Source organism: Vreelandella venusta, assembly GCF_044809155.1.
In the GTDB taxonomy this organism is placed as follows: Bacteria; Pseudomonadota; Gammaproteobacteria; order Pseudomonadales; family Halomonadaceae; genus Vreelandella; species Vreelandella venusta_B.
Map to the genome: position 1 here is coordinate 3,035,905 of NZ_CP085241.1, position 21,321 is coordinate 3,057,225.

At 55.4% G+C, this 21,321-nt stretch carries 16 protein-coding genes; 8 read left to right on the plus strand and 8 right to left on the minus strand.

The window, feature by feature from the left end; translation table 11 throughout:
* Window positions 1-19: 19 nt before the first annotated feature.
* From LG301_RS14130 to LG301_RS14150, 5 genes are all read right to left on the minus strand, one after another.
* Window positions 20-187, minus strand: coding sequence for a hypothetical protein (locus LG301_RS14130; RefSeq protein ID WP_404471786.1), 168 nt, complete (start codon window positions 185-187; stop codon window positions 20-22).
* A gap of 568 nt (window positions 188-755) precedes the next feature.
* Window positions 756-3,953 (minus strand): DNA breaking-rejoining enzyme, catalytic core, encoded by a 3,198-nt coding sequence (locus LG301_RS14135; RefSeq protein WP_404471788.1) that lies wholly within the window; start codon window positions 3,951-3,953, stop codon window positions 756-758.
* On the minus strand, window positions 3,946-6,408 hold the full coding sequence (locus tag LG301_RS14140; protein WP_404471789.1) for a hypothetical protein: 2,463 nt from the start codon (window positions 6,406-6,408) through the stop codon (window positions 3,946-3,948). Before LG301_RS14140 ends, LG301_RS14135 begins: the two co-directional genes overlap by 8 nt.
* Window positions 6,409-6,436: 28 nt before the next feature.
* The gene (locus LG301_RS14145) at window positions 6,437-6,964 is read right to left on the minus strand and encodes a hypothetical protein (RefSeq protein WP_404471790.1); all 528 of its coding nucleotides are present in this window, start codon (window positions 6,962-6,964) and stop codon (window positions 6,437-6,439) included.
* A gap of 219 nt (window positions 6,965-7,183) precedes the next feature.
* Window positions 7,184-8,164 (minus strand): Rpn family recombination-promoting nuclease/putative transposase, encoded by a 981-nt coding sequence (locus tag LG301_RS14150; RefSeq protein WP_404471791.1) that lies wholly within the window; start codon window positions 8,162-8,164, stop codon window positions 7,184-7,186.
* A 545-nt stretch (window positions 8,165-8,709) separates the two neighbouring features.
* Between LG301_RS14150 and LG301_RS14155 the strand changes: the two genes are divergently transcribed.
* The 3 genes from LG301_RS14155 (at window position 8,710) to LG301_RS14165 (ending at window position 10,315) form a co-directional block, all read left to right on the plus strand.
* On the plus strand, window positions 8,710-9,375 hold the full coding sequence (locus tag LG301_RS14155) for a cold-shock protein (protein WP_404471793.1): 666 nt from the start codon (window positions 8,710-8,712) through the stop codon (window positions 9,373-9,375).
* Window positions 9,376-9,675: 300 nt separating this feature from the next.
* Window positions 9,676-9,966 (plus strand): lysozyme inhibitor LprI family protein, encoded by a 291-nt coding sequence (locus LG301_RS14160; RefSeq protein ID WP_404471794.1) that lies wholly within the window; start codon window positions 9,676-9,678, stop codon window positions 9,964-9,966.
* A gap of 181 nt (window positions 9,967-10,147) precedes the next feature.
* Window positions 10,148-10,315, plus strand: coding sequence for a hypothetical protein (locus LG301_RS14165; protein ID WP_404471795.1), 168 nt, complete (start codon window positions 10,148-10,150; stop codon window positions 10,313-10,315).
* 189 nt (window positions 10,316-10,504) lie between these two features.
* Here LG301_RS14165 and LG301_RS14170 read toward each other — a convergent pair whose 3' ends face one another.
* Together LG301_RS14170 and LG301_RS14175 are read right to left on the minus strand one after the other, a co-directional pair.
* Window positions 10,505-11,515, minus strand: a complete 1,011-nt coding sequence (locus LG301_RS14170; RefSeq protein WP_404471797.1) for an aldo/keto reductase — start codon at window positions 11,513-11,515, stop codon at window positions 10,505-10,507.
* 25 nt (window positions 11,516-11,540) lie between these two features.
* The gene (locus LG301_RS14175) at window positions 11,541-12,575 is read right to left on the minus strand and encodes a hydrolase (protein ID WP_404471798.1); all 1,035 of its coding nucleotides are present in this window, start codon (window positions 12,573-12,575) and stop codon (window positions 11,541-11,543) included.
* Window positions 12,576-12,925: 350 nt separating this feature from the next.
* Here LG301_RS14175 and LG301_RS14180 point away from each other — a divergent pair, with 350 nt between their 5' ends.
* Both LG301_RS14180 and LG301_RS14185 read left to right on the plus strand, forming a co-directional pair.
* A complete protein-coding gene (locus LG301_RS14180; RefSeq protein WP_404471800.1) occupies window positions 12,926-13,828 on the plus strand; it encodes a cobyrinic acid a,c-diamide synthase in 903 nt (300 codons plus the stop codon).
* Window positions 13,829-13,899: 71 nt separating this feature from the next.
* Complete coding sequence (locus LG301_RS14185) at window positions 13,900-15,111, plus strand: toxic anion resistance protein (RefSeq protein WP_404471801.1); 1,212 nt, start codon at window positions 13,900-13,902, stop codon at window positions 15,109-15,111.
* On the opposite strand, the gene LG301_RS14190 is transcribed toward LG301_RS14185, so the two are convergent.
* Window positions 15,108-16,220, minus strand: coding sequence for an endonuclease/exonuclease/phosphatase family protein (locus LG301_RS14190; RefSeq protein WP_404471802.1), 1,113 nt, complete (start codon window positions 16,218-16,220; stop codon window positions 15,108-15,110). The genes LG301_RS14185 and LG301_RS14190 overlap by 4 nt on opposite strands.
* A gap of 238 nt (window positions 16,221-16,458) precedes the next feature.
* Between LG301_RS14190 and xdhA the strand changes: the two genes are divergently transcribed.
* Genes xdhA through xdhC form a run of 3 tightly spaced genes read left to right on the plus strand, consistent with a single transcriptional unit; the run spans window position 16,459 to window position 21,318 of the window.
* Window positions 16,459-17,940, plus strand: a complete 1,482-nt coding sequence (xdhA, locus tag LG301_RS14195; protein ID WP_404471804.1) for a xanthine dehydrogenase small subunit — start codon at window positions 16,459-16,461, stop codon at window positions 17,938-17,940.
* Entirely contained in the window at window positions 17,924-20,455 is a 2,532-nt protein-coding gene (xdhB, locus tag LG301_RS14200; protein WP_404471805.1) for a xanthine dehydrogenase molybdopterin binding subunit, read from the plus strand. The genes xdhA and xdhB overlap by 17 nt, the downstream gene beginning before the upstream one ends.
* Window positions 20,455-21,318: a xanthine dehydrogenase accessory protein XdhC gene (gene xdhC, locus LG301_RS14205; protein ID WP_404471806.1), complete on the plus strand. Its 864-nt coding sequence runs from the start codon at window positions 20,455-20,457 to the stop codon at window positions 21,316-21,318. Before xdhB ends, xdhC begins: the two co-directional genes overlap by 1 nt.
* Window positions 21,319-21,321: the final 3 nt, after the last annotated feature.

Below are 21,321 nucleotides of genomic sequence, written 5' to 3' on the forward strand. Positions count from 1 at the left end.
TAGCATATGCTATGCAGGCCTATTCTGACTCATTTTCATCACTTAAGTGAATGTCAGGAGCAAGAGCTTCCCAGTCATCAACACCTACAGGCTCAAATGGCAGTTTATATTTGCCGACCGACCCTTTAAGCCGCTGCAGAGAGTTGCTGTTTTCGTTTATATCACTAGGCTCATTAGATTTTTCCATCTAAGTGCCTCCTGTAATGTGTGCGAGAACATGAATACATAACCGCAATAAACTCATTAATCTTAATTCATCCCAAGCGCTTTGAGCACTGAACCGCACAGGGTTACCGGAGACTCCGATCTTGAGAGAATGGCGCAGATCCTGATCAGTAACATTGCATCGCCCCACGCCGGCAGGGCACTCGCACGTAAAGGAGGCTTCTCATTCCAAACCAAGTATATGAGCGCGATATTTATCTGAGCTGGTCAAGAGGATTCGCTGGGTCTTGAAGCTCCCCTTGCGTTTTACTGGGTCCAAGCGAATCAGGTTAGGCATTAACCGCTTGAGAATGTGCATGTTACACCCAATATACACCGTTCGTACCCACATCTGGTCATCGGCAAAGGTCACATTCAGGCACCTGTGGATTTGTTTTCGATGCCCCAGTGCTGCCGAACCGCTTTGGCCAGCTGGTCGGCATCCGGCACTAGACTGCTGAGATAGTAACGGCTCTCATGTTCTGAAGTCCGCGTATTGACTAGATAACGGCGAAGCAGCTCAGGTCCAGCGGTGAAAGTATCGCCTCTTACTACCGCACTTTAGAGTCCCCATGTTGGGCGACCGTGGCCATTACGATGCACGCCATCACCAGCACATAGCGTACTGGGTAGCCGCTTCGAGAGCGCTTATTCTCATTGGCTACATAGAACGTTACGTTACCCGTGCCCAGCGGTTTTGAAAAACGGTTGCCTGGAGGCTTAGATTGCCACTCCACCTTATGTTGATGTGAGGGTAGTCGCTTCTTCCACTCGCTGAGCTGTTGCTGGCCAGACAGCGGCGATTGAACACTGGGAGTTATCTCAATGAAGGCTTTCACACGAGTACTCAGACTTAGCACCCAACTTACGAAGGCTAGGCCGTCATCAGCATTACGAATCCATACATGGCCGTCAGTGGCACGGTGATAGCGATAGAAAAAGCGTAGCTGCTTACGCAATTCATCTGGATGCTGCTTTAACCAGCGCGACCAGATCGCTTCATACATCGCATTGATCACTGGACGTTCCGCAAGAGAGTGTGGCATCGGCAATCGTGGATGGGCGTGACTGCTCGGTGTCGGCTGCTTGCCTTTCGTCATCCGATAATGGCGAAAGGCGCTTTTCCCCCGCCGCGTAGGGACTGTAAGCACACGCCGCGCGCAAGACGTTAGCCGCTCGGCCTCGCCTTCGCACAAATTAAAAATATGCTCAACATCATCAAAATCCCGTTGATACAAAGCATCCATCGCAGCAGCAACCTGCTCTAGCGATAGTTGACTTAGGCCTTGGTGCTCAAGCAACACATTCTTTGGTAACTCTGGATAGGGAGTTAACGGTTGCTTGCTAATGTCTATCACAGAGCACTTAGGAAAAGCTTTCTGAAACCATAGTGGCGGCTTTTCACCGTATCGCTCTTTCCATTTACGCAGTGTCGCAGGCTTGATTTGGATTACGTTAACTAAAGGCTCCAACTGAGCAGTTGCGTGATTCGGAATACAGTTCTCCACAGACGCAGACTGCTTGTGGCAATAGTGGTCAAGAAGTAGGCAGGTGAAATGCAAGTAGCTTCGTAGTGTCACATCGGGCGATGCATGCCCCATCAGCTGGGCGATAAAATACAACCCTGACCGCGTGGGGCCACCAGAGAGCTGTTCCCAAAGTGCGTCATGATGAACAGGCGTTGCCCACGGTATCTTTACACCGTGAAAAGAGAGCAGTAGATAATTGGCCAGCGAGTGCCGCAAATGATGAAAGCGCAGACTGTAATCCCCGGTGATACGACGCATGGCTTCGTGAATCTCAGCCTGCACCTGATCATCGTGCAGGGGCGCCACCGAACCACCGCCCTCACCGAACAACATGACACGGCCATGGCTGGCCACTGCATACCGATTGGCGACAAAGGCCTTAAAGCCTTCCAACTCAGTATCTGTCAACAGATGGTGTAAGGGTAATTGTCTGCGTGAATCATGGCTCTTGATGCCGACATAGGTATTGTTACGAATCAGAAGCGTCACGTCAGTAGCCTCTATCTCAGGATGGAGTAAGACATCATCCAGCTGAATAGACAGCGCTTCTCCGATCCTGAGTCCGGCACGAAAACCGAGCACAAATATCCAGTAACGAATCTGCCCCATGATGTTAGTCATCCGGGAGGCCAGGTGGCTCGCTATTAAACGGTACTCAACTTCTGACACACAATTGGCATCAGCGTGATGCGCAGCAGCGGACTCGCCGTCGGCTAACGTCATAGAGACGCCGGCCAACCCCTGATCAATGACAAGAAATGAATGGAATGAGCGCAACACTGACCAACGGTAGTGGCGGTTTTTCTCTGTTTTGGCTTGCTCAACTAAAAGCTCATAAGACTTAACAAGTGCCCCAAGCCTATCCTGATCAACAGGCGTGTTTCCCATAGTCTGGATTAGCGGCATGCTGACGCCTAAATATTTATAGAGTGTCGACTGCTTTCGCTTCTGCTTTTGATGCAGAAACAGTAGCCAGCGGCACAGACATTCAATAATAGGCGCCATACGTTGAGAAACAACGACGGCACTTTCCAGTTCGCGAGAAAGATCAGAAAATTTGAGGCGTTTTTGGTTTCGACGCTTGTAGAGCATATCGTGTAACGATTTCAGCAGAGCCCGCCCTTCATACAGCGGTTGGTCACGCTCATGGCGCACGGCCCCCCTTGCCGTTAGCCCAGGCCTGGCTGCTGTACATTTATCCCCTTGCTCGGCTTTTGGCTTGGTATGTTCTACGTATCCACCGGTAAGCAGTTGCTGCCAACGCTCTTCTGCAATCGACGTGCCTGGATGTTTACCATTTGCACTATTCACTAAATAAGCCGGTAAACTGAGGCGAAGAGCAGTCGTGGCAGCCTCACGAAACGCCGAAAGTGACATCTTTTCTGCCTTTAAAGCACCACAGAAATGCAGCCAAGCTGTCTGGGTATAAGCCCGCGCCTGCTGATAACCTTCACAATGTTTAGGGTGACCGAATTGATGGATATGGCGCATCAACACCGCCAATGCGGGGACTCCTAACTGCCAGCGGCTACGTGGCAGTACTCTTTTTTCCCCTGGCATGCCGTCCGGCACCGTCTCATGCAATAACAGCCAAGCAGAAGATTCGTAGATTGCTAATGTGCGGGTAGCCAATGGTAGCGCGCTCACATGCTGGCTGCCCAACAAGCTATCATTCGTCATAACATAATAGAGAAACAGCCCCCAACTGATCATGTCGGGTTCAAGTCGGCGGTGACCTGTTTTTCCATTGCCATGTAAAAGAAGCGCTTGAAAAGCTGGTTGTTGAATCGCAAGGTCAGCATGTCGGCACCAGTCGCGATAAACACTTAACTTTTTGAAAGATGACGGTGTGAAGGGACTTGCTGCTGGCCTGATCAAGTGCAACGGCGACGGAACTCGCACGTCCCACCCCAACTCCTGCTGCCCACGTGACAACCCTAGCGACAGAAAATTCATCTTATTGCGAATTTCAACGACAGAACGGTTGTCACCGGTTTGTAAGGCATCTTCCCACTGCTGAGAGATGTCAGGCGGCACATTGATATTTCGCTCACCGTGAACCAAACCGGGATGTGTTTCCTGTAGCAGTTCCAGCACTGCCATTTGGTGACGACGCCTATTAACCAGATGCTGCCGGTGACGCGCCTCAGCCCCACCTGCCCCATCGGGAACTTGTATCAACTTCCATCCGCTCCACACTTCCACGATATGGTCAGACATCCGCTAGCCCCTGCTGCACTGTCCACCCCGCTTCCCGGCGCATTTTACTGAGGACAGGCGCTAGCTCCCGAAACATCTCGACAGGGGTCAAAGTAGAGAAGGCACCAAATGGCTCCTGCCCTTGCTGAGCGTGCCCCATGAAGGCATTAACCAGTTCGCCACAAACTCCTTCAGCACGTAAAGCGCTGCGAAGGTAATGCCGGCTGGCGTTGACCGGCAGCGTAAAGACGGGAACGTGACGCCGCAGATTCTCTGGAGAGAGTTGTACCATCTGCCAACTGTCACTGATAAAGAACATCAGTGGCACGTCTGGCTGAGGCTCACTTAACACCGCTTCGAGATGCTCACAGAGTGATACCCGATGATAAAGCCGTGCCTGCAGTACTTCCAAGTGACTCGCATAGTGACGCAGTTGCTCACGCAGCTCCGGCAGTAACCAAACTATCCGTGCTTGACTCATCGCTTCGTCGTCCTTATCGGAGATGGTCAGAAAACCGGACGAGAAATCGATCTCTCTCCAGCGAAAAACCAAGTCGTTGACAGCACGGTAACCCGTCGCGAACAGTATCCAGAAAGCGATGTAACCCACATAACAATTATGCGTTTGTCGCCAACTCTCCTCGCTGGGCTGAAGACGCCTTGCCGCTCGTAGCTCGCTCTTCAGGTGCTTGACAAGGCGCGTTAGCAATAATGGCTTAAGGTTCAGTTTGCTGCCGTGGTCGCCGCTGTTTTGTACGGGCTGCCTGAAGGCGTAGTAGTTTTTCTCTTCGACGCTGAGATGCTGATAAATACTGTTGCGCAGTGATACAGCAGCATCATGATAAAGTGTCTCTAGGTAACCCGCCGGCACGCTGTAGTAGTGCGCAGCCACATCAGCGACAGTAAAACGGTGGCCGGTCAACAGGTAAGCGTCGACCCAATCGCTGGAGTGGTCGACTATCTCATCGAATAGCGCTTGACTGATACGGTGAGGAGTCAGCCGCATACGGTGGGTGCGATTGAACTTTGAAACTGCCGCCCGCATTGCATTTTCAATGCCACCATGACGCCACTCAGGAAACAGTTCGCGATATTTTGTCCGGCTCTTCCGCATCAGGCTGAGACGCGAGATAAACTTACCCATCCGCACGGGACTGGCGACCACTACCACTTCATCCACCAATGCAGGCGTGCTCTCACCGGCTGTATAGAGCAGTTTCTTGGCATCGTCTTGGAGGCTGTTGCGCCACTCTGGCGACGGAATGGGCAGCACAAAGGCATGCTCTTCAATTAAAAAAGCGAGTACGTCTTTGCGGTGTTTCGGTAAATCACACCGATCGCGATAGACCCGCATCTTTAGCAGTTGCTCAACGGGGCGTCCGAGCCAGATCATCAATAGAAGCAAAAGGCCAGCATAGACGTCTTCGTTATCACGCTGGTCAAATCGCCCTCGGCCTGTAAATAGCTCAAACGCTGCTTTCGCGGCAAGCGCCAGTTCGACCCGACTTAAACGAGCGTAGCGAAAAGGAAGCCGCTGGTTGGACTGACTGATATGCTGGATACGGCTGCTCTGGCGCCTGATCAAGTCTCTTAGATCAAACCCTGATGTGGGGGAGGCTTTACTTTCCGTGAAGGATACGGCACGCAGTGTCTGGGATTCTTTTGGATGCAGACCCGCGGCACGCTGTCGGCCCTGTGCCTGCTCATCACCGGCCGACTCTAACAGTTGCACAGACTGTTCTGGCCCCTCATGCTCCTCATCATCCGAATCCGACATCTCAACGTGCCGCTCAATCGTTCTTGCCGGGTGACCACCGCCACCCCCACCGTCTCTCGTCTTTCCCTTATGGCCGAGTACTTTTCGAACGAGCAGCTCGATACCCGACAGCGGCTCGAGGATCTCGTCGCCCTCCAGCAGATATTGTTTGTGATAGCTTTCGAGCGTGGTGTCCACCCCAACCTCTACCAACAGCCCGAGAGGCTTCTTGCCATTGGCGATCGTACGAATATCACGACAAGCAGCGGTAATTTCGGAACCGATACGCGCTTGATGCCGCTTTCGCTGAACGGCTGAGCACGCCACAACCACACCCATATGCTGCCAATACGCATCATTGCCATAGCACTCAGCATCGGAGGTAAGAATCAGCATCGCCCATTCAGGGTGGTCATTGATAATGCCGCGCTGCTTCCCCGACTGATCTAGCCACGTCTCTGGGCAGCTTTCGAGATCACCCTCCTTCAGCACGGCGATAATCTGGGTAATGACAGGCAGGTAATGAAAGAGGTCTTTCTCCTCCTTTTTTTCGGTCGCATCATCAAGGTCCTCCCGAATTTTTTGGGTACCCTGAACTGCCTGTAAAGCGCGGTTCACGTTTTCCAACACCAGGAGAAGGTGGGTTAGATCATCCGGCGCTTTCAGCAGTGCAAACACCCCTTCCAGGCAGGAAAGCTCCACGCCAGTCAATTTTGCCAATTGCTCCATGTCCGCTTAAACCAACACCTTAAGGGGATTCCATGATCCGCTGGAGTTCTGACTTCCGCTTCCTTGAATGCGTGATGCGGCGCTCTTCTAGTCCCATTAATGCCTTTAGATTGCGGGTGGACAGACTCGTAGGCACCTTGATGCCGTGCGTCTTCCGCAGCGTAATGGAGAGCTCTTTTAACTGTCGATAGACGCGCTCTTTCGCATCCACAGCCTCAGGACAGTGCATTAGGCTATGGCTAATAAGCTCAAACAACGCTCCTCTGACCAGATCAGATTCGTGAGTATCTGTGATGCTTACCGGGATGGAGACCTCTGGATCCAGCACAGCACTAACGGCATGAAGCGCTCGAAACCCACTGACCACTTCGTAATGCCTCGATACCTTTTGCACAGAAACGAGATGGTAGGCAAGTAAGGTATCGGCTAATTCAGCATCCAGCCATGACGACACGGGCAATTGATTGGCAATATTAATGTTGACTCGCTCGATCTCAGCGAGGGCACCGGAAGGGGATTTGATCTTCGATAGTGGCAACCTTGTCACAACATTCCTCGTTGAACTCGTCCTTGGCGGTGCTCTTTTCCAGCAAGAGCCCCTAAATTTTCAGCACACCTATTGTGATTCTCTGAGAAGAAGTGTTGATGAGTGAACAGCTCATCAAGTGAATTGGCGGTAACCATCTAGTTGCCCAGGTATTCATTTGCGCCCAGTTTTGAGGTTCTCAGCCAACATAATTGTGACCCCAACAGGCGTAGAATAAAGTCAGTGTTTTACCTCAGCACGTAGCGTATCTACTTCCTCAACAGATAAGTCTGTAATCTCAGCAATCGCTTGATCATCCATTTCAGTCCGGGCGATCAGTTTGCGCGCTGCATGTCGCTTGCTGTCCAAAACACGCTGATCAGCTTCCTTCTTCAAACGCTGCTCCGTTTCTTGACGCCCTACTTGACGCTCTTTCTGAGCCCAGTTTTCGAGATTCTCTGCCAACATATCTTTATCCTCCACCAAACTGTTGAGCTGATCCAGATTGACCTCAGCCCCAAGCCGCTGCAAATGGCGCTTGAGCCATCGGGTGATAATTTTATCAATCCGATCTTTGTGGGGATCAGCTTGGATGATGGCCACTACCCGATCCACAGCCTGCTGTAGCCCCTGGCGGTCTTTGGAAGCTTTCTCGATACTAAACACCCCGCTCAGCGGTGTTTGCACCAAACCTAACTCTTCGTCAGTATAGCGCGCCTCGTCCACTAGGTAGTAGCGCAGGTGTGGTTGATAAGCGCGAAGGAAGCCGCGCGGTTCAGGGGTAATCATTTCAAAAACATCTAATGGTGCCGTCCAAGGTTTCGAGCCGTTATAAAGCACCACTGGAAATACAGGCGGTAAGCCTTGGCTTGGGGTAATAACCTTCTGCTTGAGCAGCTCGCTGAAGAAACAGGCCACGTAATGCATTAGCCGGATCGGCATCGTGCGATCTACTGAGGATTGAAACTCTAGCAAGATATACAAATACACCTCCTGGGCTACACCTTCCCAAGTGACGTTAACCGACCACACCACGTCCTCAATTTTCTCTTCAAACATCGGGGTGATGTAATAGCCGCTGTGTTGCTTCAACGTGGTGAAGTCCATCAGCTGGGCAATCTCGGCGGGTGCAAAGCCTTCAATCAACTGCTGAACGAACTCTGGATAGCTGAACAACTCCTTGTAGCCAGTATCATGATGTTTGTGATTAGTGTCGGCCATACGCACTCCTGTCTTTATCGTCTAGTCCGGTTTCGAGCATTATTTCCACCCACTTTATCTTCTTGCACTTACTGCATTGTTTAGAAGTTTGTCGACAAATATCGTAAGGACAAATGTCGACGTAGGAGATTACTGCAGCATGTGTAGGGCGGCGACGAGCAGATCTGATCTGGGCTGAAAGATATTTGCGGCAATCTTTTACTCAGCAGCAGCCTAACGGTCACATATGCGGTAAATTTCACATTTAATTTTGTGACAGAATTTAGTGTACGAAATTGACCTTAAATTACCTAGCGAGGATTTTAAAAAACCTGATAGCCTCGCGTATCACGGGCATTTTAGGCAAATAACGACAAATAAGAGAGCGCGAGGAAAAGCAAGAAAATCCGGCTCATAACCCGAAGGTCATCGGTTCAAATCCGGTCCCCGCTACCAATATTTTGAGAGGCAGATCAGTTACTTACTGATCTGTCTTTTTTGTTGCCTGTCATTTCAAAAAGCACGCCGCATATCCATGGATAACATCATGATGTAAGGGACTTGTCGTGAAAGGTGTCATCATTGCTTATAGCGCACAAAAGAAATATGGCTTTATTACCGGCGAGGATGGTGACAGCTACTTCTTTCACCGAAATCATTTAACACAGCCGAGTACGTCGCCACAGAAAGGCTTGCCGGTCAGCTTTGACCCAGTACCGACACCCAAAGGTATGGCAGCTCGTCAGGTTGAGATAAACGACAAAGCACCCTCTTACTGGGTTTACCACACACCAGAAGAATTTATTACGTCAAATAGTGCTCAGTGTGGTCGCCATAACGAGGTTATTGCCCAAGGCAGGCGCATCTCTTATGCAGCCAAAAGCCCAGTAGAAGTCAGAGAAGGCTTAGCTGCTAAAGCAAAAATTGCTGGTTTTAACGGATTGCTCCAGACCAGAATGGAGCGCAAAACAGGATGGAGCAAACTTAACCCCAATCATCGTTACACTTACCACATATTTTCCGGCGTTCCTGCAATTATTCGACGTAAAGAAGCCGTTGCCGAAAAAGCCATGGCTGACGCTTCAAAAATCACGTTAGATGCTGCGGTAAAATCGGCCCTCAGCACACCCATCTCTAATAAAGAGCACGATGACGGAAAGCTATTTGCCTTTGTTATGAGTGGCTTCGGCATACTGATTTTTCTTTTTGTCGCGTCCAGAGTCTTCGGGTAAAACACACCTTTCCTTCATTGCAAAAGCTTATAATTAGTGGTGTAACGCCTCCTATGGGTAGGGGCAATAATAAGTGAACTGTCTGCACTTAAGAGTCTGCTCCACATTTTTACCTGACGTATAGTAAACATCTGACGTCATCCAGAGTTGAGGTATCAGTAGAACGTTCATAGTGGCAAACGTCAGTACAAAAATTGAACAGAGAGAAATAGCGCCATGAAACGCATCCTAGTCGTCGCTACCCTTCTTGCTAGCGCTGCCGCTTACAGTAACGATTATTCAAAATCATATGAGGCATGTATGCAGCAAGCGGTTAGCACTCTCGATATGGTGACCTGTATCACAAGCGAATATGAGCGTCAGGACCAGAGGCTCAATGACAACTACCAGCAGCTTCGTAGCCAGTTGAGCAGTGATCGGCGCGACCAGTTGCTTACTGCCCAACGCGCATGGATTACATATAAGGAAGCCAATTGCAGTTTCTATGCTGACCCAGAAGGAGGAACAATGGCGCGCATCAACGCCAATTCATGCATGCTCAGCGAAACCACCAAGCGAGCAGATGAGTTGAAAAACCTGATGCAACCCTAAAGCCCGGTCGAATAGTAACCACATCAGACCGCTCGACGGGTGAAAACCGCGTGTCGGGAACCCGCAGCATTTGAACTGATGCTAGATAGCACCGTCAAAAGGTGAGTGAGAGAAGGGTTGGCTTTCGCCGACAAACTATGACGCCTCATTCTTGCAGGATGGGGGCTGCGCGGAGCACTTTATGAACTACGAACATGCAATTGTGAAAGTCGAAGAAGGCATAGGCACTCTGCTTTGCAACCGCTGCGGCACTGTCATTGCTAAAGGTACTAAGCACGAAGACAGGGAGCACTACTGTACAATGTGTATGAGCGGTAATTGCAAAGCAAAATTCAAGAAAGAAAAGTAACAAAATTAGGCCTGGGGCTTGGCGCCGCCAACATCAAACCTTGGGAGTTTTAAAGGCTTAACAAGAAGGTCGCTATAAAGGTCGGCTTTTTGTTCTTTCGTCTGACTGAAAGGACACGCTCTTAAATCTACTTCGCCATCAGCCAGACATCGTTTTTATCTTTGAGCATGCACTCCCTAAAACAGTACGTCAGTCCTGATGCCCAAATGTCTCCGTGTCGATATCTGCCTGCTGTGCCTCGTTATACCGGGCACCTGCGACCTCGCCAGGTAGCATCATCTGATTGAGCTGCTCCAACGCCGCGTCGCTTAACTCTACCTGCTCGGCCTTAAGATTTTCCTGCATATGACTAACGGAGCGCGACCCAGGGATGGGAATCACATGGCTACCTTGCGCCTTCACCCAGGCAAGCGCCAGCTGAGCGGGGGTAATTGCCAAACCTTTCGCCACGTTATTAAAGTGCGTTAGCAGCGCCAGGTTGTGGACTAGATTATCGCCATTAAAACGCGGCATTCCAGCGCGCATGTCGCCCTCAGCGAATGCGGTATCGGCGTGGATAGCACCTGAGAGAAACCCGCGACCCAACGGGCTGAAGGCCACCAGCGCTGTGCCCAGCTCTTTGCACGCTTGGCTTAGCGCAATCTCGGGGTTACGCGTCCACAGTGAGTACTCTGACTGAACGGCCGATACCGGGTACTCAGCGTATGCTTTGCGCAGTGTGTCTGCGGAGATTTCCGATAAACCCACCGCGCGAAGCTTACCCTCTTCCACCAACCGGCCAAGCGCCCCAACGCTCTCTTCAATGGGCACTTGGCGATCCATGCGGTGGAGATAGTAGAGATCCAAATGATCGGTTTTCAGACGCGTTAGACTCTCCTCGCACTGACGCCGCAGCGTCTCAGGCCGCCCATCGATCACTCGTTTACCGCTCTCTGGATCGATGGCCATACCGCACTTGCTAGCCAGCAGCAGCTCTTGGCGCTTCGAGGCCAGCGCCTTGCCCAGCAGCCGTTCGTTAGCGGTACCGCCGTAAAGCGTGGCCGTATCAAAATGGCGATACCCCATCTCAAAGGCGTCGTTCAGCGCCTTAACGCCCTGCTCTTCTGGCACATACTGCCCATAGCCATGGGAAAGGTTCATACACCCCAAACCAATACGTGGCGACGCCACTTCTTTCAAACGATCATAGAACTCAGACATTGAACATCTCGTTATAAGTAGTGGATTACGATGCGATCACCTGAGGACGATGGATCGCCGCTGCATGTGGCACCTGGGCGTTTAGCCACGCAGGCAGCCGATGCTCAAGATAGTAGCGTGGCCGCCAGGGGCTGCCTTCAATAAACCCCACGTGCCCACCGCTGGGAAAGAGCTCCAAGGCAACGCAGTCAGGCAGCGTTGCGGCCTTCGGTACGCTGTGCGGGTAGATAAACGGGTCATCTTCCGCGTGCACAATCAGGGTTGGCACCTGAATAGCCTCAACAAAAAAGGCGCTACTGCAACGCTGATAATACGCATCGGCGCTCTCAAAACCATGTAACGGCGCTGTGACCCTGCCATCAAAGTCCCAAAACGTTTTCATGCCCTCCAGCGTTTCAAGCGCGTTTAATCTCACCAGCTCCTCTTGTCGACCCTGCTGACGGAATGCCCTCTGCTTGGATTCCACATAGCGGCGCAAATCGCGCAGAAAACGTGCTTGGTACACTCTAGAAAAGCCCTGGCTAATCCGGTCGGCGCAGTGGTCTAAACGAAACGGCACCGAAACCGCCACGGCGCCACGCAGCGGGTTATGACGCCCGGTTTCGCCGAGGTACTTTAGCAACACATTGCCGCCCAACGAGTACCCCACCGCCGCTAGCGGCTTATCGGGGTATCGAACCGCGAGCTGCTTGACGATATCAGCAAGGTCTTCGCTAGCACCAGAGTGATAGCCCCTGGCGCGATGGTTAGGCTCGCCGGAACAGCCTCGCCAATTGACCGCCACACTCTGCCACCCTTGCGCTGCCAGCGCCTGCTGCTGGCCCAAGATATACAGCGACGATGAGCTTCCCGTCAGGCCATGAAGCAGAATCGCGCAGCGCGTCTGCTCACCTCGCGGACCGTACCAATCCAGATCAATAAAGTCGCCATCTTCCAGCGTGATGCGCTCACGTTGACGCTGTAGTTTGGGCTTAGCGCGGAACAGCGGGCTAAACAGCGTCTGTAAATGCCCGCCGGGTAGCCACCGCGTCGGGCGAAATGGGGAGTGAAGCGAACTCATGCTAGTGCGTACCCGCAAAGAAAACCGCTGGCTAGCTTAGCAAACTTTTCTCAACCGATAGCAGGCCTCCCCCTACTTAGAGCGCCTCGCCCTTACTGCCGCCGTTCAGCCAAACCAAGCGAGCCTCTGAAACGTTATCCTTAGATTCGCGATAGCGTCCGAACAGACAATTGAAACTATTAAGCCCTTTTAGAGGTCGTTTGTATTGGTCTCTTGTGGTTGTCGATAACTGGCCCGCTAGTTCACGGGGGGCTTTCTGATTTACTCTTAATGCCGCATTCGCGTTCCATGACGGAAGGATAGCCATCTCTATGCTGGGATTCCTGCAAGGATTTTCCTATGGACTGTTTATGACCTGCTTGCCCTGGCTAGTGGTCGGCCTTTTCAATCCTGGTTTGGCGCTTCCAGTGACAGCGCCAAGTCGCTTAAGGGTCATCGGCCGTTACTGTCTGGTGGTTCCCTCCATTAGCATGCTGCTGTGGCTGACCTCTCTCTGGGGTGGTTTCAGCCCTAGCCTGTTTGGGTGGCTCGCGGGCATTATCGCCATTCCTGTTGCGCTGCCCGTTGAACGATCGCTGCGTGGCTGGCTGGCCCGCCGCCGTATGCAGCGCCAGGAGGCTCAACGACTGGCCGATACACAGCAGCGTCGTGCTCAAGAGGAACGCAACGCCTATGAAGCGGGTGTATTAGTACTCGACCCAGCAAGCCCACCTGCACAGGCCGACGACCTCGTGTTAGCAATGTGCAAAGCCAAACAGAGCCTACTCGACGTCCAGCGCCCCGATCTAGCTATCCTCACAGACCGCCTCTATAGCCGCTATCGTCATGTTATGGGCGTGCTGGGCGAACGGTTCACAACGGGCGAGTTGGCGTTTGAACGCTCAAAAGGCCTGGTCACTCAGGTTTGTTATGGCGCGGTAGATACGCTAACCACCATGGCCTCACAGGCGCGCGGGGTGTTTAGCGTGGACGGCAGCTACGTACGCAGTAGGTTGGAGCGGGAGGGCAGGCGCCTCAGCGATGAAGAGCGCGCCGCTCTGGTAAGGCGTCTTGATCTACTCGTGGAAACCGAACACCGGCTGAATAAGCTTTCTGCGCGTATCGAATCCGCCCTCACCGTACTCGATGATACGGCTGTTTCCATGGCGCGTATTGAAACAGTGCGCCCTCAGGCGTCGGTCACCACCGAGCAAGCGTTGGAAGAGCTTCGCCGCTTTGTAGACAGCGCGGATCGCTACGCGCGGAAGGAGTAAACTGTTAATGCTATCGTGCCTTTTTCATTAGGTTTGATTTAACCGGTTTTTTAATAGCTCAGGAGTTGTCTATGGCTCAGCAATCTGATGACAATCGTCGTCTCTCCCTGCCGCCGGTAGACGAAATAGCCGACCAGTTAGGGGCTAGCCCACTCGGTGCGCGTCAGGCCGATTCGGACAATTTTGATGCCCGCGACATCGACCCTGAGCTTGAGGCAATGGCCGACCGCTTTGTCGCAGAGCTCCTGGGCGAAGGTGACAACGCATCGACGGATCGCCAGCGCCGCGCTATCGACGAAATGGGGCTTGAACTGCAGCAGCAGGCCGCTCATCGCAGTGCCATGCTGCAAACACCGCTACAAAAATTGGCCCACCAGGGCGATGAAGGCGGGCCGGTCGCCAAAGCGCTGACGGATCTGCGCGGGCGCATGGAAGGGCTGGATCCTGCGCGTCATCGTTTGGCGCCAACCCCTCTGGATCGCATACTTTCCGTCATTCCCGGTCTTGATAGCCGTCTACAGCGCTACTTTCGTAAATTTGAAAATACGCAGCAGGCGCTGGATGCGATCATTGCGGAGCTGGAAAGCGGCCGCGACATGCTCCATCGTGACAACCTCACCCTTAGCGATGACCAGCGGGCGTTAACACACGTTCTTAACGAGCTGAACCGCCAGATTGCGCTGGGCCGCATGATCGACCGCCGACTCTGCGACGACATTGCCACACGTGATGACGATGACCCACGGCGCCATTTTCTTGAGGAAGAACTGCTCTTTCCCCTGCGACAGCGCGTTGTCGACCTTCAACAGCAGCTAGCAGTGAGTCAACAGGGAGTACTGGCACTCGAGGTGATTATTCGCAACAACCGGGAGTTGATGCGCGGCGTCGATAGAGCCATCAATGTGACCGTTTCTGCCCTCACCGTCGCGGTAACGGTGGCGATGGCAATGGCGAATCAGCGCCTCGTGCTAGATCGTGTCGAAGCCCTTAACAGCACCACATCCCAGCTGATTGGCGGAACCGCCAAGGCGCTTCGCCAGCAAGGCGTTGATATCCAGAAGCGAGCATCCGGCGCGATGCTCGACATGCAGGTGCTTGAAGAAGCGTTTAGTGAGGTAATGGGCGCCATCGATGATCTTTCGAGCTATCGTCAGGAAGCCCTGCCCCGCCTGGATGAGCAGATCGAGCGCCTAGCAACGTTGGCTAAACAGGGCAATGCCTCTATCGAGCGTCTTCAAGAGGGTAACGCGTCACAACCACAGGACGGCCGTGCCCCCAGCTAATCATGCTCGGCGGCGTCTTCGGCACCTTCGTCGACCATCTCTTGGGCTGCCTGCTCTTCCTCTGCTGACGCCTCAGGCTTTCCTTGATCTTTCCGGGCAACCGTTAGCGTGGTAGATAGGCCAAAGTGGTCAGAGCCTTGCACCGTCACTCGGTCTATATCAATCAGATGGAAACCGTCAGAAACGAAAAGGTGATCGATCGGGTATCGCCACAATGGGTATTGGGCATGGTAGGTATTGACTAATCGCCGACCACGGCGAGGGTCTTTGAGATCACTCAAGTCAGAGAAAAGCTTGGTGGTGCCAGACCACGCCACGTCATTAAAGTCCCCCGCGACGATCCAGCGGTTGTCCGGGTCTTTTTCAACATGCCGGGCAATGAGCATGAGTTCTGCATCGCGTTCACGACTATCCCGTCGTTTATCCTCATTGCTAACCGTTCTTTCCTCCAGCCCTGGCGGAACCGGATGCGCACCGACGAAACGCACTGGTCCGATACCTGGCACGTCAATTGTTGCGAAAATAGAAGGCCGACGCTCAGAGACTAAATATTCGACTTTCTGCTCCAGCAGCGGAATCCGTGACCATAACACGATGCCAAGCCCCTCACCGCGAACCTCCCCTACGCGATGGGCGTAAACCTCATCAAGCGGCGCTAGCCCTTCGGCCCAATCGCTATTAATTTCGATCAGCAGCAGTAGATCGGGGTTCTCGCGCCGAACCATCTCCACTACCGCAGCGTACTGATCATTGTTGTAGTCAACATTGGCCGTCAGCACGTTTAACGTCGTCTGGTTTTCGCCAGGCTGTGCCTCAGCACTAGGTACTTCAGTCGGCCAAACAGCGGTAAACGGCATGATGTGTGACAGGTGCCACCCTGCTATCGCGAGAATAACTACCGCCCAAACGGCATGCTCTTTTCTGGGGCGCTTAAGCCACGCGTGTACGCCTAGCAGCAGCACTGGCAAAACCAGCGCGCCCGTCAGCTGCAGCCGCGGAAAATCCCACAGCCTGACCCACCACTGTCCGCTGGGTATTAAGGGCAGAAAGGCCACCACTACCATCAAGAACACCAACAAGCGGATGGCCCAGAATAAGAGTTTTAACAATAGGAAACCTCTCAAGCACGGCACTGGTAAGCACTTTAGTAGTTGATGGCCGTTATAGATAGGGCGAAGTCGATCACTGCCTTTAAAGCCTCAAATCTGTCACACAAAACCCACTCTTGGACTTGCAAAGTGCGACATCCTGGCACATGCTGGAAAAATACTGACCAATCGGTCAAACCATTGCAATAAATGCTTTCTCTAAATGCTTCCCTTAACAAGACCAACAAGAGACACGGCGATGATCGACTTCCTGCTCAACGGGCAGCCCCGCCAGTGCGAGGCGGCCCCCGAAACCAGCGTACTTGAACTGCTGCGCGAAACCCTTGGCGCCACGGGTACCAAGGAGGGTTGCGCCTCCGGTGACTGCGGCGCCTGCACCGTCGCCATTGGCGAAACAGGACCCGACGGCGAGCTGCGTTATCACAGCGCCAATGCCTGTATTACCCCGGCTCATCAATTGAATGGACGCCATTTGGTGACCGTGGATGGCCTCGCCGATGGCAACAGCCTGCATCCCGCCCAGGCCGCTATGGTCGAGTGCCATGGCAGCCAGTGCGGCTTCTGCACCCCGGGCATCGTCATGTCGCTGTTCACCCTTCACGAGCAGCAGCGTAGGGAACAAGACACGGCCCTGGCACCGCTGACACCGCAGCGCCTTGAGGCCGCTCTAGGGGGCAACCTGTGCCGCTGTACCGGGTACCGCCCGATCCGCGACGCCGCGCTGAGCATGAACGAGCACCCCGAACATCGCCCGCTGTGGATGGACGCCGCCGCCCCTGAGCCGAAAATAGCCACGCCCACAGATGAAAGCCTGTTTGCCCAGCCCACCACCCTCGCCGAATTGACCGAGTGCCTTAAGCGCCACCCCGAGGCGCGGCTGGTTGCCGGGGCCACCGACCTGTGGCTGGAAAGCACCCAGCGACTGGTTCGCTTCGAGCGACTGATTGATGTCACGCGCGTCGCCGAGTTGAACGTGATTGAAGAGACCACCCTCGACGATGGCCGACGCGGCTGGTGGGTCGGCGCGGCCGTGACGTATAGCCGGATAGAGCCGCTGCTCGAAAAACACTTTGACGCCTTTGCTCATCTGCTGCATCGGCTGGGCTCCTCCCAGATTCGCAACCGGGGCACCCTGGGCGGCAACGTGGCCAATGCCTCGCCCATCGGCGATACCCCACCGGTACTGCTGGCACTGGGCTCGCGTCTGCGGCTGGTTGGCCCCAAAGGTGAACGCGAATTACCGCTTGACGACTTCTTTCTCGACTACAAGCGTACCGCCCTGCAGCAGGGTGAGGCGATCCGCGCCCTGTTCCTCCCCCACCCCGTGGAGGGGGAAACGCTCAAAGTGTGGAAGCTTTCCAAACGGCGTGAGGACGATATTTCTGCAGTGCTCGGGGCCTTCGCTTGGCGCCTGGAGGATGGAGTTCTGCGCGACGTGCGCCTAGCCTTTGGCGGCATGGCCGGCATTCCCAAGCGTGCGGCCCAGGCCGAAGCGGCACTTGAGGGCAAAGCGCCCTCATCGGCTGCCTTCCAGGCGGCACGGCAAGCGCTGTCCCAGGATTTTCAGCCGATGTCGGATGTACGCGGCAGCGCCCACTATCGCCAAGTTTCCGCTGCCAACCTGCTCGAACGCCTGCGCCTGGTGCTGAATAATGAAAGCCAGGCTCAGGACGCCACCAACAGCACTCGGGAGGTGATGCTCCATGCGTACGCTCACTAAGCTCTCTACAGCGCCGCTTTCCAAGGCGCCCGATGCCGCGCCTGAAACTGCGCCAGCATCTAACAAAGACGCCACCGCCGACGTCAGCGCCGAGTCAACGACGGCCCGTCACGAACTCGATGGGCGCATCAAAGGTTCTGGCCCCCTGGCCCGCGACACGCTCCCCTATACCCATACTCACCCGCACTCCCAGGCCCATGAGAGCGCGGTTAAACATGTCACCGGTCGGGCGTCTTACATCGACGACCTAAGTGCCCCGGCCAATGCGCTGCACGTGGCCCTGGGACTTTCCCCCGTCGCCCATGGCCGCCTGACCCGCCTCGACCTGGACAAAGTCCGCACCATGCCCGGCGTGGTGGATGTGATTGCCGTGGATGATGTACCCGGTCATACCGATATCGGCCCGGTCTTCCCGGGCGACCCGATCTTTGTGTCGGATACGATCAGCTACGTCGGACAGGTTATCTTCGCCGTGGCCGCCGAGAGTCATCGCGCCGCCCGCGAGGCTGTCCAGGCCGCCGTCATAGAGATCGATGAGCAGCCCGCCTGCCTGGATCCGGTCGCCGCCGCCGAGCGGGAAGAGTTCGTCCGCCCCACCCACGTTCAGCAGCGCGGTGATTGGGAGCAGGCGCTGAAGGACGCCGCGCTTGTCTTAGAGGGCGAGCAGTTTGTCGGCGGCCAGGAGCACTTCTACCTGGAAGGCCAGGCCTGCCTGGTGCAGCCCACCGAAGATGAGGGCGTGGTGGTCTTTACCTCCAACCAGCACCCCAGCGAGACCCAGAAACTGGTGGCTGAGGTGCTGGGCATCCCGTTTCACGCCGTGACCGTAGAAGTACGCCGCATGGGTGGCGGCTTCGGCGGTAAGGAGACCCAGGCATCACCCTGGGCCTGCATCGCCGCGCTGATCGCCCGGCGCACTGGCCGCACCACCCGTGTCCGCCTACCGCGTGGCGACGATATGCGCGCCACGGGCAAGCGCCACCCCTTCCATAACCGCTACCGGCTGGGCGTCGACGAACAGGGCGTGATTCAGGGCGGCGAGATCACCTTAATTGGCGACTGCGGCTATTCGCCGGATCTCTCAGACGCCATTGTCGACCGCGCCATGTTCCACAGCGACAACGCCTACTCCTTGGGCAATGCCCGCGTGACCGGCCACCGTGCCCGCACCCATACCGCCTCGAACACCGCCTTCCGCGGCTTCGGCGGCCCCCAGGGCATGATGGTGATCGAGGCGGCCATGGACGACATCGCCCGGCGCATCGGCGAGGACCCGCTGACGGTGCGAAAGCGCAACTTCTACCGCGCCGACCGCCAGACGACCCACTATGGTCAGCAGGTGGATCAGGTCGGCCTGTTACATGATTTGGTCGAGCAGCTTGAGACCAGCAGCGACTACTGGGAGCGGCGCCGTGCGATCACCGAATTCAACGCCGACAGCCCCATTATCAAGCGTGGCCTAGCGCTGACGCCGGTGAAGTTCGGTATCTCCTTCACCGCGAAGCACCTCAATCAGGCCGGCGCGCTGCTGCATGTTTATACCGACGGCAGCGTGATGATCAATCATGGCGGCACCGAGATGGGCCAGGGCCTGCACACCAAGATCTGTCAGGTGGCCGCTCGTGAGCTGGGGCTGGATACCGAGAAAGTCCGCATTACCGCCACGCGCACCGACAAGGTACCCAACACCTCGCCCACCGCCGCCTCCAGTGGCACCGACCTTAACGGCCAAGCGGCACGCGATGCCTGCATGAAGCTCAAGCAGCGGCTGTTCGATTTCGCCCATGAGCACCTCTATCGGGATCAGGGGCTTGACCGCGAAGACATGCGCCTGGAAGCCGGACACCTGATTGCCGGACACGGCGAGAGCGAACGCCGCATTCCCTGGGGCGAATTAGTCCAGGCAGCCTATTTGAATCGCATCTCGCTCTCGGAGAAAGGCTTCTACGCCACGCCACTGATCCACTACGACCGCAACGTCGGCCAGGGACGTCCTTTCTACTACTACGCCTTCGGCGCTGCCGTGGCGGAAGTCAGCGTGGATATCCTCAGCGGCGAATACCAGGTTGACCGGGTCGATATCCTTCAAGACGTAGGAGACTCGCTGAACCCAGCCATCGACATCGGCCAAGTGGAGGGCGGCTTCATCCAGGGTATGGGCTGGCTTACCAGCGAAGAGCTGAAGTGGAACGACGCCGGGCGGCTGATCTCCGACGGCCCAGCCACTTACAAGATCCCCACCTATGGTGATCTACCGCCGGTGTTCAACGTCAATCTGCTGGAGGGACACCCCAACTCCATGGCCAGCATCTATCGCTCCAAGGCCGTGGGGGAACCGCCCTTTATGCTCGGCATGGCGGTGTGGTCCGCGCTACGGGATGCCCTGGCGAGCCTTGCCAACTACGCCGAGGCGCCACGACTCGATACCCCGGCCACGCCCGAACGCGTGCTGATGGCGGCTGAGGCCTTACGCGCCCAATACGGTTCCTGCTCGCTGGAACAAGGTGACGAGTGATGAACACCCAGCGCCCCGAAAGCTGGCATGAGGCCCTGCACCGCCTACAGCGGGACGGCCTGCCCCATGCGCTGGCCACCGTGGTGACCAGCGCTGGCTCCACCCCCAGGGAGCCAGGCGCTCGCATGGTGATCACGGCGGACGCCGTCCACGACACCCTGGGCGGCGGCACCTTCGAGTTTCAGGTCATCGACGCAGCTCGGGAGCGGCTGGCGAGCGCTGCAATCGGCATGAGCCTTGAAGCCTTTTCCCTGGGTGGGCGCAGCGGGCAGTGTTGCGGCGGCTTCGTCAACGTAATGTTGGAGGTATTCCCCGGCAGTGCGGCGACGTTAGCCCTCTTCGGCGCCGGCCATGTCGGCACTGAGCTGGTTCGCCTGGCCACCCCGCTGCCCTGGCAGGTGCTGTGGCACGACAGCCGCGACGCTGTTTTCCCCGCCTGGGCTGAGGTGCAGCCGCGCCTAACCTGCCACCACGCAACTGACCTACGTGCCGCCGTTGCGGCGCTGCCTGCGAACAGCCACGCGCTGGTGCTGACCCACGACCACACCGAGGACCGCGAGCTGGTGGATGCCCTGCTGCTGCGTGACGACATGGCCTCAATCGGCCTGATCGGTTCCAAGAGCAAGTGGGCGAGCTTCCGCTCGCGGCTGACCGAGGCCGGGCATGACGAGGCAGCACTGGCCAGGGTGCGCTGCCCCATCGGTATGGCCAGTGGTGGCACCGGCGGCGATAAGTCGCCCTATGCCATTGCGCTAGCGACACTGGCCGAGCTGCTGCCCCTGATGGGCGCCCATGAGCGGCCAGACCAACGCGGCCTCGAACCAAGCGAACTCCGTGCCCTAATCAGCCAGCCCCCTGCATAAATA